Source organism: Nocardia sp. NPDC020380 (assembly GCF_044386975.1).
GTDB lineage: Bacteria > Actinomycetota > Actinomycetes > Mycobacteriales > Mycobacteriaceae > Nocardia.
Genome location: NZ_JBIRVQ010000008.1, coordinates 443,274 through 466,156 on the forward strand (window position 1 = coordinate 443,274; position 22,883 = coordinate 466,156).

Consider the following 22,883-nt stretch of genomic DNA (forward strand, 5'->3'; position numbering starts at 1 on the left):
TGTCGATAGGGAGATGCGGGATGATCGCTTTGGGGAGTGTGCCATGCGCGAGGAGAAGGGGTTCTGATGCGTGAAGAACGCGTGCCGAATCCGACCCTGACCGCCTACCGGGAAACCGCCTTCAGCGCCGGGCCCAGCACCCGGGTCGGTCTCATCGGAGCACTGATCCTGGCCAGCCTGGTCCTGGCCTGGGCCGCCGAACGCGCCCGCAGCGAAGGCAACGACCACGGCTGGTTCGTCGCCGTCTCGATCGCCGGACTCTTCGTCGCCCGCGGGCTCTACCTGCGCCGGCCCATCACCCTGCCGCATCTCACCTTCGCCGCCATGGTGCTGGTGATCGCCAACTTCAGCTACCGCGCCGAACATCCGGTGCTCGGGTTCGTGTTCCTGGCCGCCGGCGGCGCGGTGCTCATGCTCCCGCAGGGCAGCAAGCCCGAGCCGGAAGAACTGCCCCGGATCGCCGAACTGGTCCGCCGCACGGAGATCGATCCGCTCGCGCCGTTCGCGCTGCACTCGTCCAAGACCTACTTCTTCAATGCCGACGGTTCCGCCGCCATCGCCTACCGCGCCCGCCTCGGCATCGCGGTGGTCTCCGGCGACCCGATCGGCGACAGCAGCCGGTTCCCGCAGCTCATCACCGACTTCTCGGCCTTCGCGGGCGAGCACGGCTGGCGCATCGCCATCCTCGGCGCCAATCCGGCGCTGGCCCAGCTGTGGCAGCACCGGGCCATCGACCACCGCGGCCTGCGAGCCATTCCGATCGGCCGCGACGTGGTCATCGAGGTCGACGACTTCGACATGGTCGGGCGCAAGTTCCGGAACCTGCGCCAGGCGGTCAGCCGCACCAAGAACTTCGGCGTCACCACCGAGATCGTGCCCGAGGTCGCACTGCCCGAACCCACCCGCGAAACCCTGCTCGGCATCGTCGACGAATGGGGACACGGCCGCCAGACCCGCGGCTTCTCCATGATCCTGGACCACCTGCTGGACGGCAGGCACCCGGGCATGCTGGTGGTCATGGCCCGCGACGCCGACGGCCGCATCGTCGGATTCCAGCGCTACGGCGTCTCCGGCAACGGCAAGGAGCTCAGCCTGGACGTGCCGTGGCGCCGCCGCGACGCACCCAACGGGCTCGACGAACGCATGATCGTCGACCTCGTCGACTACGCGCGGGACAACGGCATCAAGCGCATCTCGCTGGCCTTCGCCGCCTTCCCGGAACTGTTCGCCGAGAAGGAGCGGTCGCGGACCCTGCAGGTGGTGTATGTGGCGGTGCGGCTGGGCGATCCGCTCATCCGGCTGGAATCGCTGTACCGCTTCCTGCGCAAGTTCAATTCCTTCGGACCGCAGCGCTTCGTGTTGATCCGCTGGCGCGAGGTGCTCATCGCGGCCCTGGCCCTGCTGACCCTGGAGTTCGTGCCGCACCGGCACCAGAACTGAACCCGGCTCCGGGCGGGAGCCGGTGCGGCATCGAAAACCGATGTGCCTCAGCGCAGGAACTCCACCAGCGCGGCGTGCAGGGCGGGATTCGCGGTCGCCGTCAGGTGATCGCCGGGGACGGTGACGCAGCGGCCGTCCGGCAGCGCCTCGGCGAGGCGTTCCGGTTCGGCCGCAAAGGGATCCGCCTCGCCAGCCAGCACCAGCGCGGGAACCTTGATGCCGGACAGGGATTCGATCGGCGCGGCATTGATCCCGGTGGCCACGGCGGCGATCGCCGCCCGGTCGGCGCCCAGCGCGTCCGCGAGAATGCGGAACATGCGGCCGGGCATCACCGTATCGGCGGTCTCGCCCTGCATGGCGGCGACGAGCTCCTCGGCCTTGATGGCCCGCCAGTCGATACCGCCGCAATCGACCACGCCGCAGCCGATGCCGCCGACCACCAGGCGCCGCACGCGCTCATCGGTGCCCGCGACCAGCAGTGAGATGACGCCGCCCATCGAATAGCCGACCTGCACGACCTGATCCAGCTCGAGATGGTCGTACAGCGCGCTCACGTCCCGGGCCATGCCCTCCCACGAGTAGCGGGCCGGATCGTGCGGCTTCTCCGACCGCCCGTGCCCCCGCGCGTCCAGGGAGATCACCCGATGCCCGGCGCCGCGCAGCGCCGCCACGATGCCGACGCTCATCCAATTGGCATTGGTGTCGGCCACGATGCCGTGCTGCAACACCACCGGGACGCCCTCGCCCGGCCATTCGGTGTAGTTGAGCTCCAGGCCGTCCCACGTGGTGAACTTCGACATTGCGCCGATGCTAGTCAGCGCCGGTGGTCGCGGCGAGCGGATCGTGCCGGATTTCAGAGACTTCTCAGCCCATGCGTGAACTTCTCAGCCCATGCGCGCCATGACCGCCCGTGGCAGTAGCGGCATCACGAATCCCAGCACCCGCCACGGCCATTCGGGCACGTTCGCGCGGACCGATTCGCGCTCGATGGCGGCGACCATCGCATTCACGCCCTTGTCCAGCGGTGCGACCAGCCGGGCATCGCCCGCGCGGGCGGACATATCGGTGGCGATGAAACCCGGCTGCAGGGTGGTGACCTTGATCGGGGTGCCGCGCAGTTCGATGGCCAGGCCCTCGCCCAGCGCCGACAGACCCGCCTTGCTGGCCGCGTAGGCGGCCTTCGGGCCGGGCAGGCCGCGCACCGCGCTCATGGACGAGACCAGCACCAGGTGCCCGGATTTCTGCTCGCGGAAGATGCGCAACGCGGCCTCGGCCTGGGCCATGGCGCTCACGAAATTGGTGGTGGCGGTGGCGAGATTGGCGTCGGCGCGGCCGGTGCCGAGGCGGGCGCCCTTGCCGAGTCCGGCGTTCACGATCACCCGGTCCAGGCCGCCGAGTTCGGCGCGCAGCTCGTCGAAGACCTTGGGCACGGCGTCGTGATCGTTCACGTCCAGTGCGCGCACGGCGATGGTGAGGCCGGGGTGGGCGGCGAGGAGTTCGGCGCGCAGTTCCTCGAGATTGGTCAGACGTCGCGCGCACAGGGCGAGATCGCGGCCGCGGGCGGCGAACTCGCGGGCCATGGCGGCGCCCAGCCCGGAGCTCGCACCCGTAATGAGAATTCTGCGCCTCGTCATGCCGCCACCCTAGCGGCCGCTTGTTTCTGCTAGCCCGCAGAACCGGTATTCGGCTGCGGTGGCACCAAATGCCACGCACCGCAATTCTGCGCACTGAACGCGACGTCGGTGGCCTTGATCTCGACGGTGATCGGCTTCAGCGCGGTGTTGTCGCTGGCGATTATGTAGTAGTTCGGATCCGGATAGTCGGCAGGCGTCTGCACCTTCCACAAACGCTTCCAGAAACACGTGCCGGCGGTCGCGCCGTCGCCGACGTAGGTACCCGGCTGGAGATCGACATTCACCAGGTAGGTGCCGTCGGCGGTGATACTCGTGGCCGGCTGCGCGGCGGCGATTCCGGATGTGGTCATGGTCAGGACGGAAGCGATGGCTCCCGTGATCACTAGCGCGCCTGCACGCACGTCTTCCTCCCTCGGCTTTCTGAACCGCACCGATTTCAAATATGTGCGGGTGGGTGATCCCCAAATCTCCCGGGAGGGGTCTATCAGAATCGCCGGTTTGTTTGGGGGAAATCGGAAATATCTGGCGCATGATGCTCTTCGGGCGTCCGCCGCGATATTCATACATGGGAACACTTCGCTCGCTCCCGGACGGCGCCGGCTGCACCCCCCACTGCGCCCGGCTCTGCACCGAATCCGGCCTGGCCGCGGTCCTCGCCGCGGACAAGGCGCTCCTGCACTGGCGGGCGCAGTCCCGGCTCGGCGATACCGGACTCGCCGAACACGCTGTCCAGGAAACCCTGCTGCGCGCGTGGCGCGCCTGCGCCACCTACGATCCGGCCCGCGGCAGCGTCCGCACCTGGCTGCTCACCATCGAGCGCAATATCCTCACCGATATCGCCCGCTTCCGCGCCGCCCGCCCCGGCGACGCCAGCTGGGACGAGATCACCGAACTCGCCGAATGGCGTTGCGCCCGGCCGGATTTCACCGAATCCCTGGCCGACGGACTGCTGGTCGACGAACTGCTCGCGCAGCTGCCGCCGCCGCAGCGGGACGCCGTCGTCCAGGTCATCCTGCGCGATCGCGCCTACCAGGATGTGGCCGCCGACCTGGGTGTACCCGTCGGCACCGTGAAAACCCGGGTGCACTACGCGCTCAGATCGCTGCGGCGGCTCCCGATCAGCGCTTGAATGCATGCGGATGAACCTCCGGACCCGCTCACCCGTCCCACAGTCAGCAGCCGACCGCGAAGGTCCGCTCCGACAGAGGAGTTAGCCCCATGACAGAACACTCGCCCGCCCCCGGCGGCCTGCGGCTGGACCGCCGGACCGCGCTCGCCGCCACCGGGGTGGCCGCCACCGCGCTCACCGCGGTGGCCTGCAGCAGCAATTCCACCGCGCCCGCCGCCGCGTCGACGAATCCGGCCGCGGCACCGGACAAGAAGCAGGACCCGGCCGACCTGGCCGCCGTGTCCGACGTCCCGGTGGGCGGCGGCCTCATCGTCGGCGACACCGTGATCACGCAGCCCGTCGCCGGCACCTTCGACGGGTTCTCGTCCACCTGCACCCACCTGGGCTGCAAGGTGAACGCCATCGCGGACGGGGTCATCAAATGCCCGTGCCACGGCAGTGAATTCCATCTGGACGGCACGGTCGCCCAGGGTCCCGCCGCGCGGCCGCTGGATTCGAAGCCCGTGAAGGTGAGCGGTGATCGGATCGTCTCCGGCTAGGAAATAGCCACGCTCGGGTAGCGAGCGAGTTTTCGTGGGCAGGTGTGGGGCCGCTGCGCCGGGCGGCCCCACACCTGTTGCGTGTCGTGCGGCGTGTTTGCGTGTGTCCTGCCGGGATGCGGAGTGTTTGCGCGTGTCGCGCAAAATACTTATCGGCGTGTCGGCTGGGGATGAAGTCCGGGCGGGGTAGGTGGGCGCGTCGTTCCGATGGGTGCGGGGGAGTGCGGGATAGTGGGTCCCCGGTAGTAACTGATGTTGCCAGAGTCAACAACTGAGTTTGGTGTTACTAGTGGGAAGGGAGGGGCGCTCAGCCCCGAGCGCCGTCCGCTTATGAAACCAAGCATGGTCAAGGCCGGGCTCTACACCGCCGTCACGGCCGCGGCACTCTCCACCGTCGCCGGACTGCTGCCCGCCGTCTCGTCGGCCGCGCCCGCGGCGCCCGAACTGCCCCAGAAACTCGTCGGGAAGACCATCTTCCTCGACCCCGGGCACCAGGGCCCCAACCACAGCCAGGATGTCGCCCGCCCGGTCAGCGACGGCCGCGGCGGCAGCAAGGAATGCCAGACCACCGGCATGACCAGCCTGCACGGCATCGCCGAGCACACCATCAACTGGGACGTCGCCCAGCTCGTCCGCACCTCGCTCGAGGGCCTCGGCGCGCACGTCGTGCTGAGCCGGCCCGACGACACCGGCTGGGGCGGCTGCATCGACGACCGCGCCCGCGCCGCCAACCAATCCGCCGCCGATGTCGCGGTCAGCATCCACGCCGACAGCGGACCCGCCGACGGGCGCGGCTTCCACCTCATCGTCCCGCAGCTGCCGGTACCGGACGCCAAGGCCAACGAGGTCCAGGCCGGCGCCGGGCTCGCCGCCAACAAGGCCATGCGCGACGCCTACGTACAGGCCGGTTTCCCCGTCGCGAGCTACAACGGCGCGGTCGACGGCCTGCAGACCCGCTCCGACGTCGCCGGTCCCGCCCTCACCGAGGTGCCGGACATCTTCCTCGAAATGGGCAACGGCGCCAATGTCGACGACGCCCAGAGCCTGGAAACCCCCGAGGGCCAGCTCCGGCACGCGGTCACCATCACCACCGGCATCGTGTCCTACCTGCTGGGCGTGCCGGTCCCGGGTGACAACACCGCCAAGGCCTCCGACACCACCGGCGGAAACGGCAGTCCCGCACCGGGTGCGGTGAACCCGGCGGGTGTGGTCAACCCGGCCGGCACCGACAAGCCCGGCGAACCGGCGGTTCCCGGTGCACAGGCGCCCGCGCAACAGGCGCAGGTTCCCGCGCCGGGTCAGGCGCCGGCGCCGCAGTCCCCGGGTGCGCAGAGTCCGGTACCCGGACAGGTCCCGGCACAGCCCGCTCAGTTGCCCGAGGCCCAGGCGCCCGGAGCTCCGGCGCCCGCCGTTCAGGTCCCGGGTGCACAGGTTCCGGCGCAGCAGGCGCAGTTGCCGGGCCAGGTGCCCGGAGCTCCGGCGCCGCAGGCTCCCGGTGCGCAGAGTCCTGCGCCCGGACAGGTTCCGGCGCAGCAAGCGCAGCTCCCCGCTGCGCAGGTGCCGGGACAGACTTCGCCGCAGCCGGTGCAGCCGCAGGCCAATCCGGTACAGCCGCAGGGCAATCCGGCTCAGCCGCAGGCACAGCCGACCCAGCCCGGGAACGGCATCATCACCTGGGAGGACCTGGAGAAGCAGTTCCTCGACTGGCAGTCCGCGCAGGCGGCCAAGCCGGGCGGGCAGCCGCTGCCCGGGGCGCCGGCGCAGGCGGGCGTCAAGCCGGTGGATGTGATTGTGGCGCAGCCCGTCTCGGGTGGTCCGCAGTCGATCGCGGGGCCGGTGCGCCAGTCTCCCGGTTCGCCGACCGGTCCGGGATATCCGGCAGGCTCACCGGCTTCGCCTGGTGCGCAGACCCAGCCCGGCGCTCCGACCAGTCCCGGTTCGCCGACCGTCCCCGGCGCTCAGGCGAGCCCCGGTAGTCAGACGAGTCCCGGTAGCCAGACCAGCCCGGGCACTCAGACCTACCCCGGCGGTCAGTCTCCTTCGGACAAGGGCAGTCTGGATGTCGGCACCATGACCACCATGGTCCAGACGGTCATCGGCCTGCTGGGTCCACTGGCCAAGATGCTCATCGGCCAGACCGGTGCGGGTTCCGATCTGATCAACCTGGCCTACAGCCTGGTGTCCGTCCTCAGCTCTTCGGTACTGAGCACGGCCCTCAAGTAAGGCGCCGAAACAGCAAGGCTCTGAACCGAACTCGACCGGCACGCCATCGCGGGACGCATCCCGCACCGGTGTGCCGGTCGAGTTCTCTCATTCGCCCGTGCGCACCGCGTAGTCGCCGAGCGCGGGTTCGAGGAGGTCGAATCCGCGTGCGGCGGAGCGGGACAGCTCGCGGGCGATCTGCTCCGGGTCCTCGCCCGCGGAATTGCGCCGGAGGGCTTCACCGACCAGGATGCGCCGCACGGTGTCGAGTTGCGCGGGGTCAGGTCCGCATCGTCCGTGGCGGGATCAGCGCCGGCGGCCTCGGCGAGCACCTCGGCCGCTGCTCTACCCGGGTCGCAAGGCGGAGTGAGGCGCCCGAGCGCGCGGCTCTCGTCCCGGGTTCGATATCGAAAGGCCCGACCGGTTCCGCCGGTCGGGCCTCTCTCGTGTACCCCGAATTGTCCGGAGCCGGGCAAACTTTTCGCGATCTGCGGCCATTCGGGCGTGTCCCCTGCCGCCTTCCTGGACAGCGGGGTTGTTCCCGCTAACAGGCGCACGTGCGGACAACCGCGTGTCCGGTGGTTGGCAAGTATTGGGCGCAGGAGTTGCATGAATCCCGGGTCGGGTCAGGCAGGCTGACGAAATCGGCTCGTCGATCGAGGTGGATGTGATGGCGTTCGGTGTGGGCTTGAGTATCGGCACGGTCAATACGGTGTGCGCGACGGCCGCGGACCGATCGGGCAAGAATCCGCCGGGACGCCGCGGCGCGCCGCCGACCACGTGGCGGACCACGCTCACCTTCGACAGTTCCGGTACCGCGCGCGTCGGCCGGATTCCGCGGCACGGGCGGGTGATCACCGAGTTCGCCGATCTCAGCCACGGCAGTGCGCCGCTCGCGCGGGTCGGTCATCGGGCGCTGTCCGGTGCGGATCTGGTGGCGACGGTCGCGTACAGCGTCATCACCGAGGTGCTGGGGAAGGCGCCGGAGGCGGATACCGGTATCGCGGTCACCCATCCGGCCGGGTATCCGGTGAACGTGATGGACGAATTGCGTACCGCGCTGGATCATGTCGGCCTGCCGCAGGCGCAGCTGGTGGCCGAGCCGATCGCGGCGGCGACCTGGCTGGCGGCCGAACGTGGTCCGCTCACACCGGGTTTGGCGCTGGTGTACGACCTCGGCGGTTCGGGCCTGAACGTGACGTTGCTGCGGGTGGGTGCGGGTGCGCCGAGCAATCCGATCGTGGGTCAGCCGTTGCATTCGATCGAGTACGGCGGCCGGGCCTTCGGTGACGCGGTGGCGAAGCGGTTGCGCCGCACCGGGGGTGCGCAGGTGGTGCCGCGCGGGTTGTCGGACGCGGATTCGGGTGAGTTGCGCAGCGAGCACATTCGCAATTCGCTGGCGCTGGTCTATCGGTGCCTGCGGATCGCCGATGTGACGATGGCCGATGTGGATCGGATCCTGGTGGTCGGGGGTGCGGCGCGGCCGCCGGAGGTGGCGCAGGTGCTGGCGAAGCAGTTGGCGCGGCCGGTGGTGGTGGCCGCGGATCCGGAGCGCACGATCGCGGACGGTGCGGCGATCGCGGCGCGGCAGGCCTTGCTGGATCAGGATCTGTCGGCGCACCGCAATCACTCCCTTACCGGTCTGTTCCGTCGTCTCACCCGGGTGGCCGCGCTGTGACGCGGTCACGGAATCGGTGCGCGCGGCGATAGACAGACTGTCGGAGGGCAGCGCCCCCGAACCCACTTCTCTTCGGGGTTCGGGGGCGCCTTTCGTATATCTCCGTCGGTTACCGGCCGGTTCTGCCCGTTGACGGGCGGTGCGGGGTGCTGGCTCGTGCAAGCATGTTGCTAGCAGTTGTTGACGTAACTCCGGTTTGGTGTAACCATTGGACACAGATAAACGCCACTGAACTGGAGGGTGACGACGATGTCTCCGACCTCGACGCCGATCGACGACCCCGTGGTTGCCGAAGCAACGGAGTACGCCAACAAGCTGCTGTTGCTGTCCGAAGGCTCGGTGAACAAGCACTTCGATCCCTACGAGGACATCGACTGGGACAACCCGGACTTCGATGCCAACGCGCGCCCCGAACGCTGGATTCTCCCCGAATCCGCCGACCCGCTGGGCCGCCACGAGTGGTATCAGTCGCTCCCGGTCGAGAAGCAGATCGAACTCGGCAAGTACCGCCAGGCCAATATCGCCAAGGTCGGCCTGCAGTTCGAGTCCATCCTGGTCAGCGGCATGATCAACCACACCTTCTCGCTGCCCAACGGTGACGCGGAATTCCGCTACTGCACCCACGAGATGGCCGAGGAACTCAACCACACCCTGATGTTCCAGGAGATGGTGAACCGCATCGGCGCCGACGTACCCGGCATGGGTCCGCTCGTGCGGCAGCTGCGCTTCTTCGGCGTGCCGGTCGCGATCATGTTCCCCAACCTGTTCTTCATGGCCGTGCTCGCCGGCGAGGAGCCGATCGACCACATCCAGAAGCAGATCCTGCGCTCCGGTGAGGAGGTGCACCCGATCATGCGCGGCGTCATGTCGATCCACGTCGCCGAGGAGGCGCGCCACATCTCCTTCGCGCACGAGTTCCTGAAGCACCATGTGCCGGAACAGCATCTGCCGCAGCGTTTCGTGCTGTCGATCGCCATGCCGATCGTCATGTTCATCCTGGGCCGCTCCATCGCGACGCCGCCGAAGAAGTTCTTCCGCGAGTTCGACATTCCGGAAGCGGTGCGCAAGGAGCTGTTCTACGGCTCGCCCGACGCCAAGAAGGTCTTCAGCGACTACTTCATCGACGTGCGTGCGCTGGCTCAGGAGATCGGCCTGATGAACCCTATCTCCAAGCGCGTGTGGAAGATCCTCGGCATCGACGGCCCGGCCTCGCGCTACCGCTCGGAGCCGATTCGCGCCGCCAAGACCAAGATCGCCTGACGGAAGGGGAATCGTACAGTGCCGTACGTTGTCACCCAGTCCTGCTGCAGTGACGCCTCCTGCGTCTACGCCTGCCCGGTCAACTGCATCCACCCCACGCCGGACGAACCCGACTTCCTGAGCGCGGAAATGCTCTACGTCGATCCGCAGGCGTGCGTGGACTGCGGGGCCTGCGCCACCGCGTGCCCGGTCGACGCCATCGTGTCGACCAAGAAGCTGACCGACGAGCAGCTGCCGTTCATCGAGATCAATGCCGACTTCTACCGCACCGAGCGGCCGCGTCCGCTGCTGGCGCAGCCGATTCCGGCGGCGGAGGTCAAGCGCGGGCGGGAGCCGCTGCGGGTGGCGATCGTCGGCTCCGGGCCGTCGGCCATGTACGCGGCGGACGAATTGCTCACGCAGCCGGGCGTTTCCGTGACGGTGTTCGATCGGCTGAGCACGCCGTACGGGCTGGCGCGCTTCGGTGTCGCGCCGGATCACACGCGGACGCGTCAGGTGGGCGAGCTGTTCGATGTCATCTCGGCGCAGTCCGGATTCGGGTCGTACCTGAATGTGACTGTGGGCGATCAGATTTCGCACGACGAACTGCTGGCGGCGCATCACGCGGTGATCTACGCGGTGGGCGCGTCGTCGGATCGGAAGCTCGGCGTCCGCGGTGAGGGCCTGCCGGGCAGCGTGTCCGCCACCGAGTTCGTGGCCTGGTACAACGGGCATCCGGATCAGGCCGGTCGGTTCTTCGATCTCTCGCACGAGCGGGCCGTCATCGTCGGCAACGGCAATGTGGCGCTCGATGTGGCGCGGATTCTCGCCACCGATCCGGAATTGCTTGCCGGAACCGATATCTCGCCGCGGGCGCTGGCGGCGCTGCGGCGCAGCCGGATTCAGGAAGTGGTCATTCTGGGCCGTCGCGGTCCGGCGGAATCCGCCTTCACCGTGCCGGAGTTCATCGGGCTGCTGGGCGCGGATGTGGACATCGTGGTGGAAGGCGAGGTGCCCGAACCGGTTCCGGGCATGTCGCAGAAGGTCGAGCACAAGCTGAAGCTGCTGCGCGGGCTGGCCGATCGGCCGACCGGCGGGCGCAAGCGGATCGTGCTGCGGTACCTGACGTCGCCGGTGGAGTTCGCCGGCGTGGATCGGGTGACCGGGGTCGAGGTGGTGCGCAATGAGCTCGTCACCGGGGACGACGGCGTGGTGCACGCGGTCGCGACCGAGGACGTGCAGACGCTGCCGGCCGGTCTGGTGCTGACGTCGGTCGGGTACCGCGGGGTGGCGCTGCCGGGCGTGCCGTTCGACGAGCGGACCGGCATCGTGCCGAACTTCGACGGCCGGGTGCTGGAGGAGTCGGGCGGCGCGGTGGTGCCGGGTACGTATGTCACCGGCTGGATCAAGCGCGGGCCGACCGGGTTCATCGGTACCAACAAGTCGTGCGCGCAGCAGACGGTGCGTCAGCTGGTGGACGATTTCAATGCCGGGCGTTTGGCCCGACCGGCGCGCAGCGCAGGCGATTTCGACCGACTGGTCGGTGCTCGCCAGCCGCATGTCATCCGCGGCGGCGCCGTCAATCGCACGCGGCGCAGGCTCCCGCTACTGGTGCGGAGCCGGTAGCGCTACCGGCGAGAGCCGTCGCACACGAACCCCCTTCCGTGTGCGGCGGCTTTCGTGCGTGTTGTGCGAGTTGTAATGCCGCGTTTGCTCGGGACGACATCTCCTGTAGTAGAGACGAATTCATTGCGAGTCACGGTCGGCGAGCCTTCCAGGGTGGGGATCTCGAGGGCAGCAACCGACCAGTGATCGACCTTCCGCACGCACGAACTGACGTTGCGGTTTTATTTTTCGGACACTCGTCGACGACCGGTTGGTATGCATTAGTAATTCGCTGCGCCTTAGCTATAGATAAAGACTGTTCGGTTGCTTTTGTCCAGCAGTCTGATTCGATCTTGATGTATTAGTTGCCTGACCAGTAGATTCGCCAACTTCGCTACTGGACGCGAAATCTTTTCTCCCGATTCGATATTCAAGTCCCGCAAATGCCAGCTAACCTGAACGCGCTGTTTGGAAAACGACCGCGACCACATGGTTGGTACGCCTGTGGGGCCGTGGTCTCGGTGCGTTGACGGGATAGCAATGACAGTTGGCTTTGGCATGAGCATCGGCACAGTGAACTCCGTATGGGCGACCTCGGCCGGTGATCGGATCCGGCCTGCCGTGCGTGTACGGCGCACGGCTGTCACCTTCGACAGCGCCGGCGGTCCGCATATCGGGGGAATTCCCCGATTTGCCCCGGTGGTCACGGATTTCGCCGATCTCACGGCCGAACCCGACCCGGTGGTCATGGGTGGCCGCATCTGGTCGCCCGCGGATCTCATTGCGGCGGTGGTGAATGGGCTTATTGCCGCAAATGCCCCGGAAGCGCCCGCCGTAACCACTTATCCCGCTTGTTATTCGGACAAACACGTCACCCGATTGCGGCGGGCCCTCGACTGGTCCGGCGCCGCCGACGTCACCCTCATGCCCGAACCCGTCGCCGCCGTCGAATGGCTCGACGCCGAATACGGGATTTCCCCAAACGGTTTGACTCTTGTGTACGACCTCGGGGGCAACAGTCTCGACGTGGCCGTGGTGCGCACCGAGGCCGACCGTGACGAACGCGGCATTCTCGGCCGCGCCGAACGCTCACACGAATACGGCGGGCGGCCGCTCGGCGCCCTGCTCGCCCGATATGCCCGCAGCATCGCGCCCGATTCGGCGCAGGCCGTCTCCGCCGTGGTGCCGGCCGCCGATACGAATCGCCTGCGCACCTGGCATATTCGCAACTCGCTACGTCTGGTCCGCTCGTGTGTCCACCGCGCGGGCCTCTCGATCGCCGATATCGACCGGGTGCTGCTCATCGGCGGCGCCTCCCGGCCCGCCGAAGTGGGCAAGGCCCTGGCCGAGTTGGAACGGCCCGTCATCATGTCGCCGGATCCCGCGCACACAGTGGCCGTCGGCGCGGCCATCGCCGCCTACCGCAGCGCCGACACCGGCTCGGCCATCGTCCGATACGCGCCGCGCGCCGCCGTGATCTCCGGCGCGGCAGTCGCTTCCGCCCTGGCCATGTCCGCCGCCACCGTGCTCGGCGGGCCCGTCGCCGGACCCACCGCCATGCAAGCCGCCCCCGAACCGGCCGATGCCGCCGGATCCGGCGCGGGCATCGGCGCCGGAGTCGGCCTGAGCACCGGCGCGGGCGACGTCCTGCTCTACGACGACGGCAATACCGGCGGCACCGGTATGCGCGCGGTCGCCGCGGTATCGATGCTCAGCAGCTACGGGCCGATCGCGCCGACCGTCACCCCGAACTGGTCCTCCGGCCGACCGGTCCCGCCCGCCCGCGTGAGCACCGGCCCCACCGACAAATGGGACCGCTGCCCGACCCCCTACGCCAACCCCGCCGAATTCGTGAACCCGATCCCCTTCCAGGTCAACGCCTCCTACCCCTTCACCGCCCTCCCCGGCCAGCTCCCCTCGGTGAGCCTCCCCGGCGACGGCAACCCCGCCCAACCCGTGGCCTCCGCCCCGCAACCCGGCGGAAACGCCCCGGGCGCAACCCAACCCGGCAATCCGGGCGCTCCGGCGGGCGGAACCAAGGGCGGAGGAGCCAACAGCGGCACCACCAACGGCGGCGCCGCAGACGGCGGAACAACCAACGGCGGAACGCCTTCTGGCGACGCGAACACCGCCGACCCGGCCGGCTCCACCACCGGTGGCGGCGCGAACCCCGGCGGCAATGCGGCCGGCGGCAACGCCGGAGGCGGAAACGCCCCCGTCGGCGACGCCGGAGGCGCCCCCGCAGGCGGCTCCAACCCGGGCGGAACCACCGGCGGCGGAACAACTTCCGGCGGCAGCACCACCGGCGGCGGCACGACGAATGGCGGCGGTACCGCCAATGGTGGTGGCACCGCCAACGGCGGCGGTACCTCGAATGGTGGTGGCACCGCGAATGGTGGTGGCACAGCCGATGGTGGTGGCACCGCGAATGGTGGTGGCACCACGAACGGTGGTGGCACAGCCGATGGTGGTGGCACCACGAACGGCGGTGGTACCTCGAACGGCGGCACTGTGAATGGCGGTGGTACTGCCAACGGTGGCGGCACAGTGAACGGCGGTGGCGTGGCCAATGGTGGTGGCGCTGCGAACGGCGGTGGTACTGCCGATGGTGGTGGCACGGCTAATGGCGGCGCTGCGAATGGTGGCGGCACCGGCGGCAAATCCATCGGCGGAGGTGCCCCCAATGGTGGCGCCCCCGCGGGCGGCAAATCTTCTCCTGGCGGCTTTTCCGCCGGCGGCACCTCGGGTGGCGCATCCCACGGTGGCGGATTCGGCGGCAGGGGAGGCGGAGGCGGCGGTCACCGCTAGCCCCGTCACCGGCGCCGGAAGTGGTTGCGCGACCTCCTCCTCGCAACCGCCTCCGGTCCCCGGAGCGGCGACGTGGGTGGGAGTGCGGACCTGCACCCCGCTCCCACCCCGGCGTCGAAGCGACCGGCCCACCCTCGCGCTTTCTCGTGCCCGGCGCGGTGGTGGGCACGGTCGTGCCCGGAGCATGGCCGTTTCGGTCGGGATCGTGAAATGTGCTGATGTGTCATGAATTTCGCCGCGCCGATACCCGCTCGGGCGCAGGTACTGTCGAATTCAGGGTGCATCGCACGCGCGGAACTCTCAGGCATGCACCGGAACTAGCAGGAGGGCTCCGGACGATGGACGCCAGAATCAGAGGTACGACCATGCCGGTGCTCGAGGTTTCGCTCGAGCCGGGGGACAGTCTGATCGCGGAGGCCGGCCAGCTCTCCTGGATGACCGATTCGATCCGATTGCACACCTCCACGCGCGGCGCGGCCGGTGGCGTCTTCGGGGCGGTGCGGCGTGCCTTGGCGGGCGCCGGTCTGTTCATGACCGAGTACACGGCGGCCCGGCAGCCGGGGCGGGTCTCGTTCGCGGCGAAACTGCCCGGTCAGATCCTGCCCATGCGGGTCGAGCCCGGTGTCGAATACATGGTGCACCGGCACGGATTCCTGTGCGGCGCAGGCGATGTCCGCGTCAGCCTGAGCTTCCAGCGGCGGCTCGGCGCCGGTATCTTCGGCGGCACGGGTTTCACCCTGCAGAAGATCACCGGTTCCGGTTATGTCTGGGTCGAGCTGTCCGGTGAGGTCATCCAATACGATCTCGCGCCGGGCGAAACCCTGCGCGTGCACCCGGGGCATGTCGGATTGTTCGACGCCTCCGTGCGATTCGACATCACCATCATGCGCGGTGTCCGCAATGTGCTCTTCGGCGGCGACGGCCTGTTCCTGGCGGCCCTCACCGGCCCGGGACGAGTGTGGTTGCAGTCCTTGACCATCACCAACCTCGCCCACGCCCTCATCCCGTACCTGCCCGTGGGTGAGAACGAGCCGCCGCAACGCTGACCGTCAGCGCGTGACCTTCCCGGTCAGCTTGCCGCCCTGCGCATCCCGGACGATGCACTGCACCGACCCGTCCTGCGCCCAGTCCGCGCTGGTCTCCGGGCGGTACCAGAAGAGCTTGAGATCGTCCCGGTTCAGCTGGTCGAACGGCTGGCCGCACTGTGTTTCGGCGTAGTCGCGCGCGGCCTGGTCGCTGTCGTAGGTGGGCAGCCGGAAGGTGGTGAGCACCTCGCCGTCGTGCGGCTGCGTGCAATCGACCACGGTCGCGCCCTTGATCCGCGTCCCGATCCCGACCCCGTTCACGCAGTCCCCGGCCTGCAGATTCCGCAACAGGGTGTACCCCGTCGTCCCCGTGGTATCGACCGACGGATACACCCCGGAACTGCTGCTCGACGAGTGGTCGGTAACCCCGGCGATGACCCCGATCGATGCCGCGAACACCAGCCACACCACCGAGATCACCATCCCCGCGATGGCCAGTCCCCGCCCCTGCTGCCCCCGCTCCTTGATCTGCGACAGCGCGATGAACCCGAACGGCAAGGCCAGCAAGCACATACCGAGCAGCCCGGTAATGAACGCCGCGATCGCGAACCCATTGGTGGTGCCCTGCGGCGGCTGCTGCATCGGATACCCGGGCACCCCGCCCATCGGCGGATACCACCCCGGCGGCTGATTCCCCGGCCACGCCTGCGGCTGCCCCGGTTGCGGAGTGGGCCACGCCGGCTGTCCGGGTGCTTGGCCCGCGCCTTGCTCGCCGGGCCAGGCCGGTGGGGCGGGTATCTGCTCGGCAGCTTGCTCGCCCGTCCACGCAGGGGGTTGAGCCGGCCATGCCGGCGCCTGCTCGGGTGTCGGGCCCGGCGTCTGCCCGCCGGGCCATGCGGGCGGCTGATTCGGATCCATGGATTCCCCCTGGTGTCGTACCCGGCAGGGTCGGGCGAACTGCGATACGGCCTGCTGAGCGTATCCGCTCGAAGATCATCCAGAGGGTTGTGCGCGAGCCGGGCCCGGCGTGCCGCGGCTAGCGGATCGGCGCGAGCAGGTCGGGCAGTTCGAGGATGCTGTCCACCACGGTCGCGAGTGCTGCGTCGGGGTGTTCGGAGCCGAGATAACCCCAGGGTCCGCGTCGAATCAGGATGGGCAGCATGCCCGCCGCTCGCGCCGCGAGCACGTCATTGTCGACTCGATCTCCGACATAGGCGATCTCGGCGGCCCCCACTCCCGCGACCTCCACGACCTTGTCGAAGAACGCCGGATCCGGCTTCTCCAGCCCCCATTCGGCCGAGGTGTAGACGGCGTCGACCGGCAGCCCCATCCGCTCCAGCGCCGATTTGGCCTGCGGCGGTTGATTTCCCGCAATGATCACGCCGAGCCCCCGCCCCCGCAGCTCGGCAAGCCCGCCTCGCACGTCGGGATAGAGATCGTCCCCATCGAAGTTGTTCCGCAGACTCTCCGGCTCGTCCACCGCCCAGGCCCGATCCTCGGCCTCCAGATCCAACCCCGGCCGCACCAGCGCGAACGCCTCCGTCAACGGCCGCCCCGCCCCCGCCATCCCCCCGATGACCCCGAGCAACGCGAACCGGGACACCCCGATCCGGTCGGCCCACCGGCACCAGATCCGAGTCTCATCGATCAGCGTCTCACCCACATCGAACACCACGGCTTTGATCACCAGCCCACCCTATCCACCGCCTCCCACACCCCACTCGACCCCGAGTGGCACATGAGGGACGCCGTCATCGGCGTGTCGCGTCCCTCATGTACCACTCGCCGATGAATTCAGGTGAGGGAGGGCCGAGCTGTCAGGCGGAGAGGCTGAGGGGACTTCCGATGGCGGCGTGGTAGCGGTTCAGGGCGATGTCGGTCAGTGCCGGGTGGGGGCCCAATACCTCGGCGTGCACCACGTCCGGTGCTGCCGCGATCAGGCGATCGGTCAAGAGACCGGGCGCCAGGAACCACGGCGCGACCAGTACTTCTTCCGCGCCCCGCGCTCGCAGCCGGGTCACCGCTTCGGTGACGGTGGGTTCGGTTGTGGCGAAGCAGATTTCGGTCTTCCACCCGGTCAGCGCCGCGAGCCGCCGCGCCACCTCGGCGGTACGGGCATTGGCCGCTACCGAAGAGGAGCCGACCGCCGCGACCGCAACGCCGAGCGAGGGATACGGCCCCGATGCGGCGTCCGGAGCGCCGCCACCGGAGCAGCTCGTCGGTGCGATGAGCCCGTGCAGAATTGCCGGTTCATCGACGTGAGCGGAGCGGACGCGATCACGGAGCGCGCCGATGAGACGCGCATCCGCGCCGAGCACGTCCGCCTGGGTCATCCGCAGGCGCGGGTGACGGGCGCGGGCGGCATCGAGCAAGCCGGGCAGGTCCACGCGGGCGTGGAAGGCGCTGCCCAGCAAGAGTGGAACCACCACCGCGTGTGAATGCCCTTCGGCGGCAACGGCATCCACCACCTGGTCGACCGATGGGGCGCTCAGGTCGAGGAAGGCGAGGCGTACGTCCAGGTCCGGGCGTGCGGCGGCGATCTGTTCGACGACGGCGTGCATGGTGGCCGCCGAGCGTGGGTCGCGGCTGCCGTGGGCTACCGCGATCAAAGCCGGTGCGTTGCCGGTGGATCGGGGGGTGGGGCGGCCCGGCAGGGCGGCCGGAACAGCTGCGCTGCCGGGCGGGGTCACGTCAGGCTCCGACTTCTACCGCGGTGAGGGCGTCGCCGACCAGGCCGGCGGCGAGGGTGTTGCCGCCCGCGGGGTCGATGAGGAGGAAGGAGCCGGTGTGGCGGTTGATGCTGTAGTCGTCGGCCACGATGGGGTCGGCGACGCGGATCGAGATGCGGCCGATGTCGTTGAGCGACAGCGATTCCGGGTCCGGGTCCGAGGACAGATGCTGTTCGTCGAAGCGCTCGATGAGCGAGCCGACGATCGCCTGGGTGGTGCGGGTGCCGTGCTTGAGGAGCAGGCGGGCGCCGGGGCGCAGCGGCTTGTCGCCGAGCCAGCAGACGGTGGCGTCGAAGGCCTCGATCGGTTCGGGGGCGCCGGAGACGGCCGCGATCACATCGCCGCGGGACACGTCGACGTCGTCGGCGAGGATCAGGGTGACGCTGCGGCCGGGCTGCGCCGAGGCGAGTTCACCGTCGGGGGTGTCGATGCGCTCGATGGTGGTGCGGGTGCCGGAGGGCAGCACCACGACCTCGTCGCCCTTGCTGACCACTCCGGCCGCGACCTGTCCGGCGTACCCGCGGTAGTCGGGGTGTTCGGCGGTGCGCGGGCGGATCACGTACTGCACCGGGAAGCGCAGGCCCACCTGATGGCGGCCGTGCACGTCCGCGTCCACCGGCACCGCTTCCAGGTGCTCGATGAGCGAGGGCCCGTCGTAGTACGGGGTGTTCGCGGAGCGCGAGGCCACATTGTCGCCGTGCAGCGCGGAGACCGGGATCTCCTGCACGTCGCCGGGTGCCCAGCCGAGTTTGGCTGTCAGCGCGGCGAATTCGGTGCGGACCCGGTCGAACACGCCGGCCGGATCATCGACCAGGTCGATCTTGTTGACCGCGAGCACCAGCTTCGGCACGCCCAGCAGCGCCATGACCGCGGCATGCCGGCGGGTCTGCTCGATGACACCCTTGCGGGCGTCCACGAGCAGGATCACCAGCTGCGCGGTGGACGCGCCCGACACCGTGTTCCGCGTGTACTGCACGTGCCCCGGAGTGTCGGCGAGCACGAAAGACCGCTTGGGCGTGGCGAAGTAGCGGTACGCCACATCGATGGTGATGCCCTGTTCGCGTTCCGCGCGCAGCCCGTCGACCAGCAGCGACAGGTCGGGCGTGGAGAGCCCCTTGTCGACCGAGGCGCGGGTGACCGCGTCGATCTGGTCCGCGAGCACGGATTTCGTGTCGTACAGCAACCGTCCGACCAGTGTGGACTTGCCGTCGTCGACACTGCCGGCGGTGGCCAGTCTGAGTAGGTCGGACATCAGAAGTAACCCTCTCGCTTACGGTCCTCCATGGCGGCCTCGGAGACACGGTCGTCGCCGCGGGTGGCGCCACGTTCGGTGAGGCGGGATGCCGCAACCTCGGCGAGGATCGCCTCGTTGTCGGCGGCCTCGGAAAGAATTGCGCCGGTGGTGGATCCGTCGCCGACGGTGCGGTAGCGCACCGACTTGGTCAGCAGCTCTTCGTGATCCGCCGGACCGCCCCAGGAGCCGGGCGTCATCCACATGCCGTCGCGCTGGTAGACCGGGCGCTGGTGCGCGTAGTAGATGCTGGCCAGCTCGACGTCCTCGCGGGCGATGTAGCGCCAGATGTCCAGCTCGGTCCAGTTGGAGATCGGGAACACCCGCACATGCTCGCCCGGCGCGTGCCGGCCGTTGTACAGGTTCCAGAGTTCCGGCCGCTGCCGCTTGGGATCCCAGCGCCCGAACGCGTCGCGCAGCGAGAAGATCCGCTCCTTGGCGCGCGAACGCTCCTCGTCGCGACGGCCGCCGCCGAAGACCGCGTCGAAGCGGTTCTCGTTGATGGCGTCCAGCAGCGGCACCGTCTGCAGCGGATTGCGGATCCCGTCCGGGCGCTCCTGCAGCCGGCCGTCGGCGAGGTAGTCCTCGACCGAGGCGACATGCAGTCGCAGCCCGTACTTCTCGACCACCTTGTCGCGGAATTCGAGGACCTCGGGCAGGTTGTGTCCGGTGTCCACGTGCAGCAGCGCGAACGGCAGCGGCGCGGGCCAGAAGGCCTTGATCGCCAGGTGCAGCAGCACGGTGGAGTCCTTGCCGCCCGAGAACAGGATCACGGGCCGCTCGAACTCGCCCGCCACCTCACGGAAGATGTGGATGGACTCGGATTCCAGCGCGGCCAGAGTGTCGAATTCCCGGAGCGAGGCGAACTCCTCGAGATCGGTTTCGGTTTCGAAAGTGGTCATGACGCGTGCAACCCGCATTCGGTCTTGGCGAGCCCGGCCCAGCGGCCGGATCGCGGATCGGATCCCGGTTCCGGCTTCCGTGTGCACGGAGCGCAACCGATCGAGGGATAGCCCTCTTCCACAAGGGGATTGACGAGAATGCCGTTGGCCTCGATGTAGGCGGCCATCTCGTCATCGGACCAGGCGGCGATCGGATTGATCTTCACCAGGCCGAAGCCCTCGTCGAAGGAGATGAGGGGCGCGTTGGCGCGAGTCGGCGCCTCCACCCGGCGGATGCCCGTGACCCAGGCGTTGTATCCGGCGAGGGACTTCTTCAGCGGCACCACCTTGCGCAGGCGGCAGCATTCGGCGGCGTCACGGGCGAACAGATCCTTGCCGAGCAGCTGATCCTGTTCCGGCACAGTGTTTTCCGGCGTCACGTTCACGATGTTCACGCCGTACACCAGCTCGACCGCGTCGCGGGTGCCGATGGTCTCGGCGAAGTGGTAGCCGGTATCGAGGAACAGCACGTCCACGCCGGGCTTCACCTGCGCCGCGAGCTGCACCAGCACCGCGTCCTGCATGTTCGACGCCACAATGTAATTCGCGCCGAAGTGGTCTTCGGTCCACTGCAGCAGTTCCTGCGCGGTGGCATCGGTGCCCAGCTCGGCGGCGCCCTTCTCGGCGATCGCCCGCAGCTCGGCCTCGGTGAGTTTCGTTGTAGGCCCTCCCGCCACCCGACCGCCGCCCCCCACGGAATCGCTACGCGATGCTGAAGTCATTGATGTTTCTCCCAACTACCGAAGGTCTGCTTCGTCGGTGCGAACAGCCCACTGCGCGAAACGCTCTTCACCGTCACGGTTCTTGATGAAGTTGCGCACCACCCGCTCGATGTAGTCGCCGAGCTCGTCACTGGTCACCTTGTGCTGACGCAGTTTCCGCCCGAAGGCGCTGTCGAGTCCGAGGCTGCCACCGAGGTGAACCTGGAAGCCCTCCACCTGATTCCCGTCGCCGTCGTCGACGAGCTGCCCCTTGAAGCCGATATCGGCGATCTGGGACCGGCCGCACGAGTTCGGGCAGCCGTTGATATTGATGGTGATCGGCACATCCAGGTCGGCATTGATATCCGCGAGCCGCTGCTCCAGCTCGGGAGCCAGCACCTGCGACCGCTTGCGCGTCTCCACGAACGACAGCTTGCAGAACTCGATGCCACTGCACGCCAGCAGGTTCCGCCGCCAATGCGACGGGCGGGCCTGCAGGCCGAGCGGCGTCAGCTCCTCGATCAGCTGCTCGACCTTGTCGTCGGGCACGTCGAGCACGATGAACTTCTGGTACGGCGTGAACCGCACCCGATCCGAACCCGCACGCTCCACGGCGTCGGCGGCCTGCGTCAGGATGGTGCCCGAGACGCGACCGGCGATGGGGGAGAAGCCGACGGCATTGAGACCGTTGCGCAGCTTCTGCACGCCGATGTGATCGATGGGGCGGGCCGGCTGCTCGGGCGCGGGGCCGTCGATCAGCTTGCGCTTCAGGTACTCGTCCTCGAGCACCTGCCGGAACTTCTCGACACCCCAGTCCTTCACGAGGAACTTGAGGCGCGCCTTGGTGCGCAGGCGGCGGTAGCCGTAATCGCGGAACAGCGACACGACCGCCTCCCACACATCCGGCACCTCGTCCAGCGGCACCCACGCGCCCAGCCGCTGAGCCAGCATCGGGTTGGTGGACAGGCCGCCGCCGACCCAGAGATCCAGGCCCGGACCGTGTTCGGGATGCTCGACGCCGACGAAGGCGACATCGTTGATCTCGTGCACCACGTCCTGCTGCCCGGAGATGGCGGTCTTGAACTTGCGCGGCAGGTTGGAGTACTCCTTCTTGCCGATGTAGCGCTTGACGATCTCGTCGATGGCCGGTGTCGGATCGAGGATCTCGTGCAGCGATTCACCGGCCAGCGGTGAGCCGAGCACCACGCGCGGGCAGTCGCCGCACGCCTCGGTGGTCTGCAGGCCGACCTCTTCGAGCCGCCGCCAGATCTCCGGCACATTCTCGATCTCGATCCAGTGGTACTGCACGTTCTCGCGGTCCGAGAGATCGGCGGTGTCGCGGCCGAATTCGGTGGAGATGCCGGCAATCGCCCGCAGCTGCTTCAGGTTCAGCGCGCCGGCGTCGCAGCGCACCCGCATCATGAAGTAGCGGGCCTCGAGGATGTCGATGTTCTCGTCACCGGTGAAGGTGCCGTCGTAGCCCTGCTCGCGCTGGGTGTAGAGACCCCACCAGCGCATGCGGCCGCGCAGATCGCTCTTGTCGATCGAGTCGAAACCCTGCTTCGAGTAGATGTTCTCGATGCGCGCGCGCACGTTGAGCGGGTTGTCGTCCTTCTTGCTCTGCTCGTTCGCGTTCAGCGGTTCCCGGTAGCCGAGCGCCCACTGCCCCTCCGACTTGCGCTTCACCGGTCGCGCGGTGCGCTCGCGCGGCGCGACGGGCGCTTCCGAACGCGGACGGTCCGGACGCACACGTCGTTCCACGGCAGGCCGTTCGGGCCGGGCGGGGCGAGTGGATTCGGAACTGTTGGCGTCGGTGCTCGACGTCATGGGGTCGCTCCTGAGGGTCTTGCGGGCAGGCGGGAGGGGCTGGCTCTCGCCTCCGAGATCAGAACCGGCTCTTACGGCGTCAGAACACGCCGGAT

At 68.6% G+C, this 22,883-nt stretch carries 20 protein-coding genes; 9 read left to right on the forward strand and 11 right to left on the reverse strand.

The window, feature by feature from the left end; genetic code table 11:
- The first annotated feature begins 66 nt into the window (after positions 1-66).
- Positions 67-1,440, forward strand: coding sequence for a bifunctional lysylphosphatidylglycerol flippase/synthetase MprF (locus ACH438_RS24520; protein ID WP_397008991.1), 1,374 nt, complete (start codon positions 67-69; stop codon positions 1,438-1,440).
- A gap of 47 nt (positions 1,441-1,487) precedes the next feature.
- Here ACH438_RS24520 and ACH438_RS24525 read toward each other — a convergent pair whose 3' ends face one another.
- The 3 genes from ACH438_RS24525 to ACH438_RS24535 all read right to left on the reverse strand — a co-directional run bounded on the left by ACH438_RS24525 (position 1,488) and on the right by ACH438_RS24535 (position 3,424).
- A complete protein-coding gene (locus ACH438_RS24525) occupies positions 1,488-2,240 on the reverse strand; it encodes an alpha/beta fold hydrolase (protein WP_397008993.1) in 753 nt (250 codons plus the stop codon).
- Between the two features lie 84 nt (positions 2,241-2,324).
- A complete protein-coding gene (locus tag ACH438_RS24530) occupies positions 2,325-3,074 on the reverse strand; it encodes an SDR family oxidoreductase (RefSeq protein WP_397008995.1) in 750 nt (249 codons plus the stop codon).
- Between the two features lie 29 nt (positions 3,075-3,103).
- Entirely contained in the window at positions 3,104-3,424 is a 321-nt protein-coding gene (locus ACH438_RS24535) for a hypothetical protein (RefSeq protein WP_397008997.1), read from the reverse strand.
- A 215-nt stretch (positions 3,425-3,639) separates the two neighbouring features.
- On the opposite strand from ACH438_RS24535, the gene ACH438_RS24540 reads away from it, so the two are divergent.
- The 3 genes from ACH438_RS24540 (at position 3,640) to ACH438_RS24550 (ending at position 6,965) form a co-directional block, all read left to right on the forward strand.
- Positions 3,640-4,203, forward strand: a complete 564-nt coding sequence (locus ACH438_RS24540) for a sigma-70 family RNA polymerase sigma factor (protein ID WP_397008999.1) — start codon at positions 3,640-3,642, stop codon at positions 4,201-4,203.
- 89 nt (positions 4,204-4,292) lie between these two features.
- Positions 4,293-4,742 (forward strand): ubiquinol-cytochrome c reductase iron-sulfur subunit, encoded by a 450-nt coding sequence (locus ACH438_RS24545; RefSeq protein ID WP_397009001.1) that lies wholly within the window; start codon positions 4,293-4,295, stop codon positions 4,740-4,742.
- 342 nt (positions 4,743-5,084) lie between these two features.
- The gene (locus ACH438_RS24550; protein WP_397009003.1) at positions 5,085-6,965 is read left to right on the forward strand and encodes an N-acetylmuramoyl-L-alanine amidase; all 1,881 of its coding nucleotides are present in this window, start codon (positions 5,085-5,087) and stop codon (positions 6,963-6,965) included.
- Positions 6,966-7,052: 87 nt separating this feature from the next.
- Here ACH438_RS24550 and ACH438_RS24555 read toward each other — a convergent pair whose 3' ends face one another.
- On the reverse strand, positions 7,053-7,205 hold the full coding sequence (locus tag ACH438_RS24555; protein ID WP_397009005.1) for a hypothetical protein: 153 nt from the start codon (positions 7,203-7,205) through the stop codon (positions 7,053-7,055).
- A gap of 409 nt (positions 7,206-7,614) precedes the next feature.
- Between ACH438_RS24555 and ACH438_RS24560 the strand changes: the two genes are divergently transcribed.
- The 5 genes from ACH438_RS24560 to ACH438_RS24580 all read left to right on the forward strand — a co-directional run bounded on the left by ACH438_RS24560 (position 7,615) and on the right by ACH438_RS24580 (position 15,320).
- On the forward strand, positions 7,615-8,622 hold the full coding sequence (locus ACH438_RS24560) for an Hsp70 family protein (protein ID WP_397009007.1): 1,008 nt from the start codon (positions 7,615-7,617) through the stop codon (positions 8,620-8,622).
- A 249-nt stretch (positions 8,623-8,871) separates the two neighbouring features.
- Positions 8,872-9,882 carry a diiron oxygenase gene (locus tag ACH438_RS24565; RefSeq protein WP_397009009.1) on the forward strand — a complete coding sequence of 337 codons (1,011 nt, stop codon included), beginning with the start codon at positions 8,872-8,874 and terminating at the stop codon, positions 9,880-9,882.
- Positions 9,883-9,900: 18 nt separating this feature from the next.
- A complete protein-coding gene (locus ACH438_RS24570) occupies positions 9,901-11,487 on the forward strand; it encodes an FAD-dependent oxidoreductase (RefSeq protein WP_397009011.1) in 1,587 nt (528 codons plus the stop codon).
- Positions 11,488-12,024: 537 nt separating this feature from the next.
- Positions 12,025-14,274 (forward strand): Hsp70 family protein, encoded by a 2,250-nt coding sequence (locus ACH438_RS24575; protein WP_397009013.1) that lies wholly within the window; start codon positions 12,025-12,027, stop codon positions 14,272-14,274.
- A 338-nt stretch (positions 14,275-14,612) separates the two neighbouring features.
- On the forward strand, positions 14,613-15,320 hold the full coding sequence (locus ACH438_RS24580; protein WP_397009015.1) for a TIGR00266 family protein: 708 nt from the start codon (positions 14,613-14,615) through the stop codon (positions 15,318-15,320).
- A gap of 3 nt (positions 15,321-15,323) precedes the next feature.
- Here ACH438_RS24580 and ACH438_RS24585 read toward each other — a convergent pair whose 3' ends face one another.
- From ACH438_RS24585 to ACH438_RS24615, 7 genes are all read right to left on the reverse strand, one after another.
- Positions 15,324-16,217, reverse strand: coding sequence for a DUF4190 domain-containing protein (locus ACH438_RS24585; protein WP_397009017.1), 894 nt, complete (start codon positions 16,215-16,217; stop codon positions 15,324-15,326).
- A gap of 118 nt (positions 16,218-16,335) precedes the next feature.
- Entirely contained in the window at positions 16,336-16,986 is a 651-nt protein-coding gene (locus ACH438_RS24590; RefSeq protein WP_397009019.1) for an HAD family hydrolase, read from the reverse strand.
- Positions 16,987-17,116: 130 nt separating this feature from the next.
- On the reverse strand, positions 17,117-17,953 hold the full coding sequence (locus ACH438_RS24595) for a sirohydrochlorin chelatase (RefSeq protein ID WP_397009168.1): 837 nt from the start codon (positions 17,951-17,953) through the stop codon (positions 17,117-17,119).
- 37 nt (positions 17,954-17,990) lie between these two features.
- Positions 17,991-19,280, reverse strand: a complete 1,290-nt coding sequence (locus ACH438_RS24600; protein WP_397009021.1) for a sulfate adenylyltransferase subunit 1 — start codon at positions 19,278-19,280, stop codon at positions 17,991-17,993.
- On the reverse strand, positions 19,280-20,221 hold the full coding sequence (gene cysD / locus ACH438_RS24605; protein WP_397009023.1) for a sulfate adenylyltransferase subunit CysD: 942 nt from the start codon (positions 20,219-20,221) through the stop codon (positions 19,280-19,282). The genes ACH438_RS24600 and cysD overlap by 1 nt, the downstream gene beginning before the upstream one ends.
- Entirely contained in the window at positions 20,218-20,982 is a 765-nt protein-coding gene (locus tag ACH438_RS24610; protein WP_397009025.1) for a phosphoadenylyl-sulfate reductase, read from the reverse strand. Before ACH438_RS24610 ends, cysD begins: the two co-directional genes overlap by 4 nt.
- Positions 20,983-20,997: 15 nt before the next feature.
- Complete coding sequence (locus ACH438_RS24615) at positions 20,998-22,788, reverse strand: nitrite/sulfite reductase (protein WP_397009027.1); 1,791 nt, start codon at positions 22,786-22,788, stop codon at positions 20,998-21,000.
- Between the last annotated feature and the right edge of the window lie 95 nt (positions 22,789-22,883).

Excerpts from the sequence above, each read along its gene's own strand:
- ACH438_RS24520 (WP_397008991.1), top strand. The coding sequence starts at position 67 with ATGCGTGAAGAACGCGTGCCGAATCCGACCCTGACCGCCTACCGGGAA.
- ACH438_RS24525 (WP_397008993.1), bottom strand. The coding sequence starts at position 2,240 with ATGTCGAAGTTCACCACGTGGGACGGCCTGGAGCTCAACTACACCGAA.
- ACH438_RS24530 (WP_397008995.1), bottom strand. The coding sequence starts at position 3,074 with ATGACGAGGCGCAGAATTCTCATTACGGGTGCGAGCTCCGGGCTGGGC.
- ACH438_RS24535 (WP_397008997.1), bottom strand. The coding sequence starts at position 3,424 with ATGACCACATCCGGAATCGCCGCCGCGCAGCCGGCCACGAGTATCACC.
- ACH438_RS24540 (WP_397008999.1), top strand. The coding sequence starts at position 3,640 with ATGGGAACACTTCGCTCGCTCCCGGACGGCGCCGGCTGCACCCCCCAC.
- ACH438_RS24545 (WP_397009001.1), top strand. The coding sequence starts at position 4,293 with ATGACAGAACACTCGCCCGCCCCCGGCGGCCTGCGGCTGGACCGCCGG.
- ACH438_RS24550 (WP_397009003.1), top strand. The coding sequence starts at position 5,085 with ATGGTCAAGGCCGGGCTCTACACCGCCGTCACGGCCGCGGCACTCTCC.
- ACH438_RS24560 (WP_397009007.1), top strand. The coding sequence starts at position 7,615 with ATGGCGTTCGGTGTGGGCTTGAGTATCGGCACGGTCAATACGGTGTGC.
- ACH438_RS24565 (WP_397009009.1), top strand. The coding sequence starts at position 8,872 with ATGTCTCCGACCTCGACGCCGATCGACGACCCCGTGGTTGCCGAAGCA.
- ACH438_RS24575 (WP_397009013.1), top strand. The coding sequence starts at position 12,025 with ATGAGCATCGGCACAGTGAACTCCGTATGGGCGACCTCGGCCGGTGAT.
- ACH438_RS24580 (WP_397009015.1), top strand. The coding sequence starts at position 14,613 with ATGGACGCCAGAATCAGAGGTACGACCATGCCGGTGCTCGAGGTTTCG.
- ACH438_RS24585 (WP_397009017.1), bottom strand. The coding sequence starts at position 16,217 with ATGGATCCGAATCAGCCGCCCGCATGGCCCGGCGGGCAGACGCCGGGC.
- ACH438_RS24600 (WP_397009021.1), bottom strand. The coding sequence starts at position 19,280 with ATGTCCGACCTACTCAGACTGGCCACCGCCGGCAGTGTCGACGACGGC.
- cysD (WP_397009023.1), bottom strand. The coding sequence starts at position 20,221 with ATGACCACTTTCGAAACCGAAACCGATCTCGAGGAGTTCGCCTCGCTC.
- ACH438_RS24610 (WP_397009025.1), bottom strand. The coding sequence starts at position 20,982 with ATGACTTCAGCATCGCGTAGCGATTCCGTGGGGGGCGGCGGTCGGGTG.
- ACH438_RS24615 (WP_397009027.1), bottom strand. The coding sequence starts at position 22,788 with ATGACGTCGAGCACCGACGCCAACAGTTCCGAATCCACTCGCCCCGCC.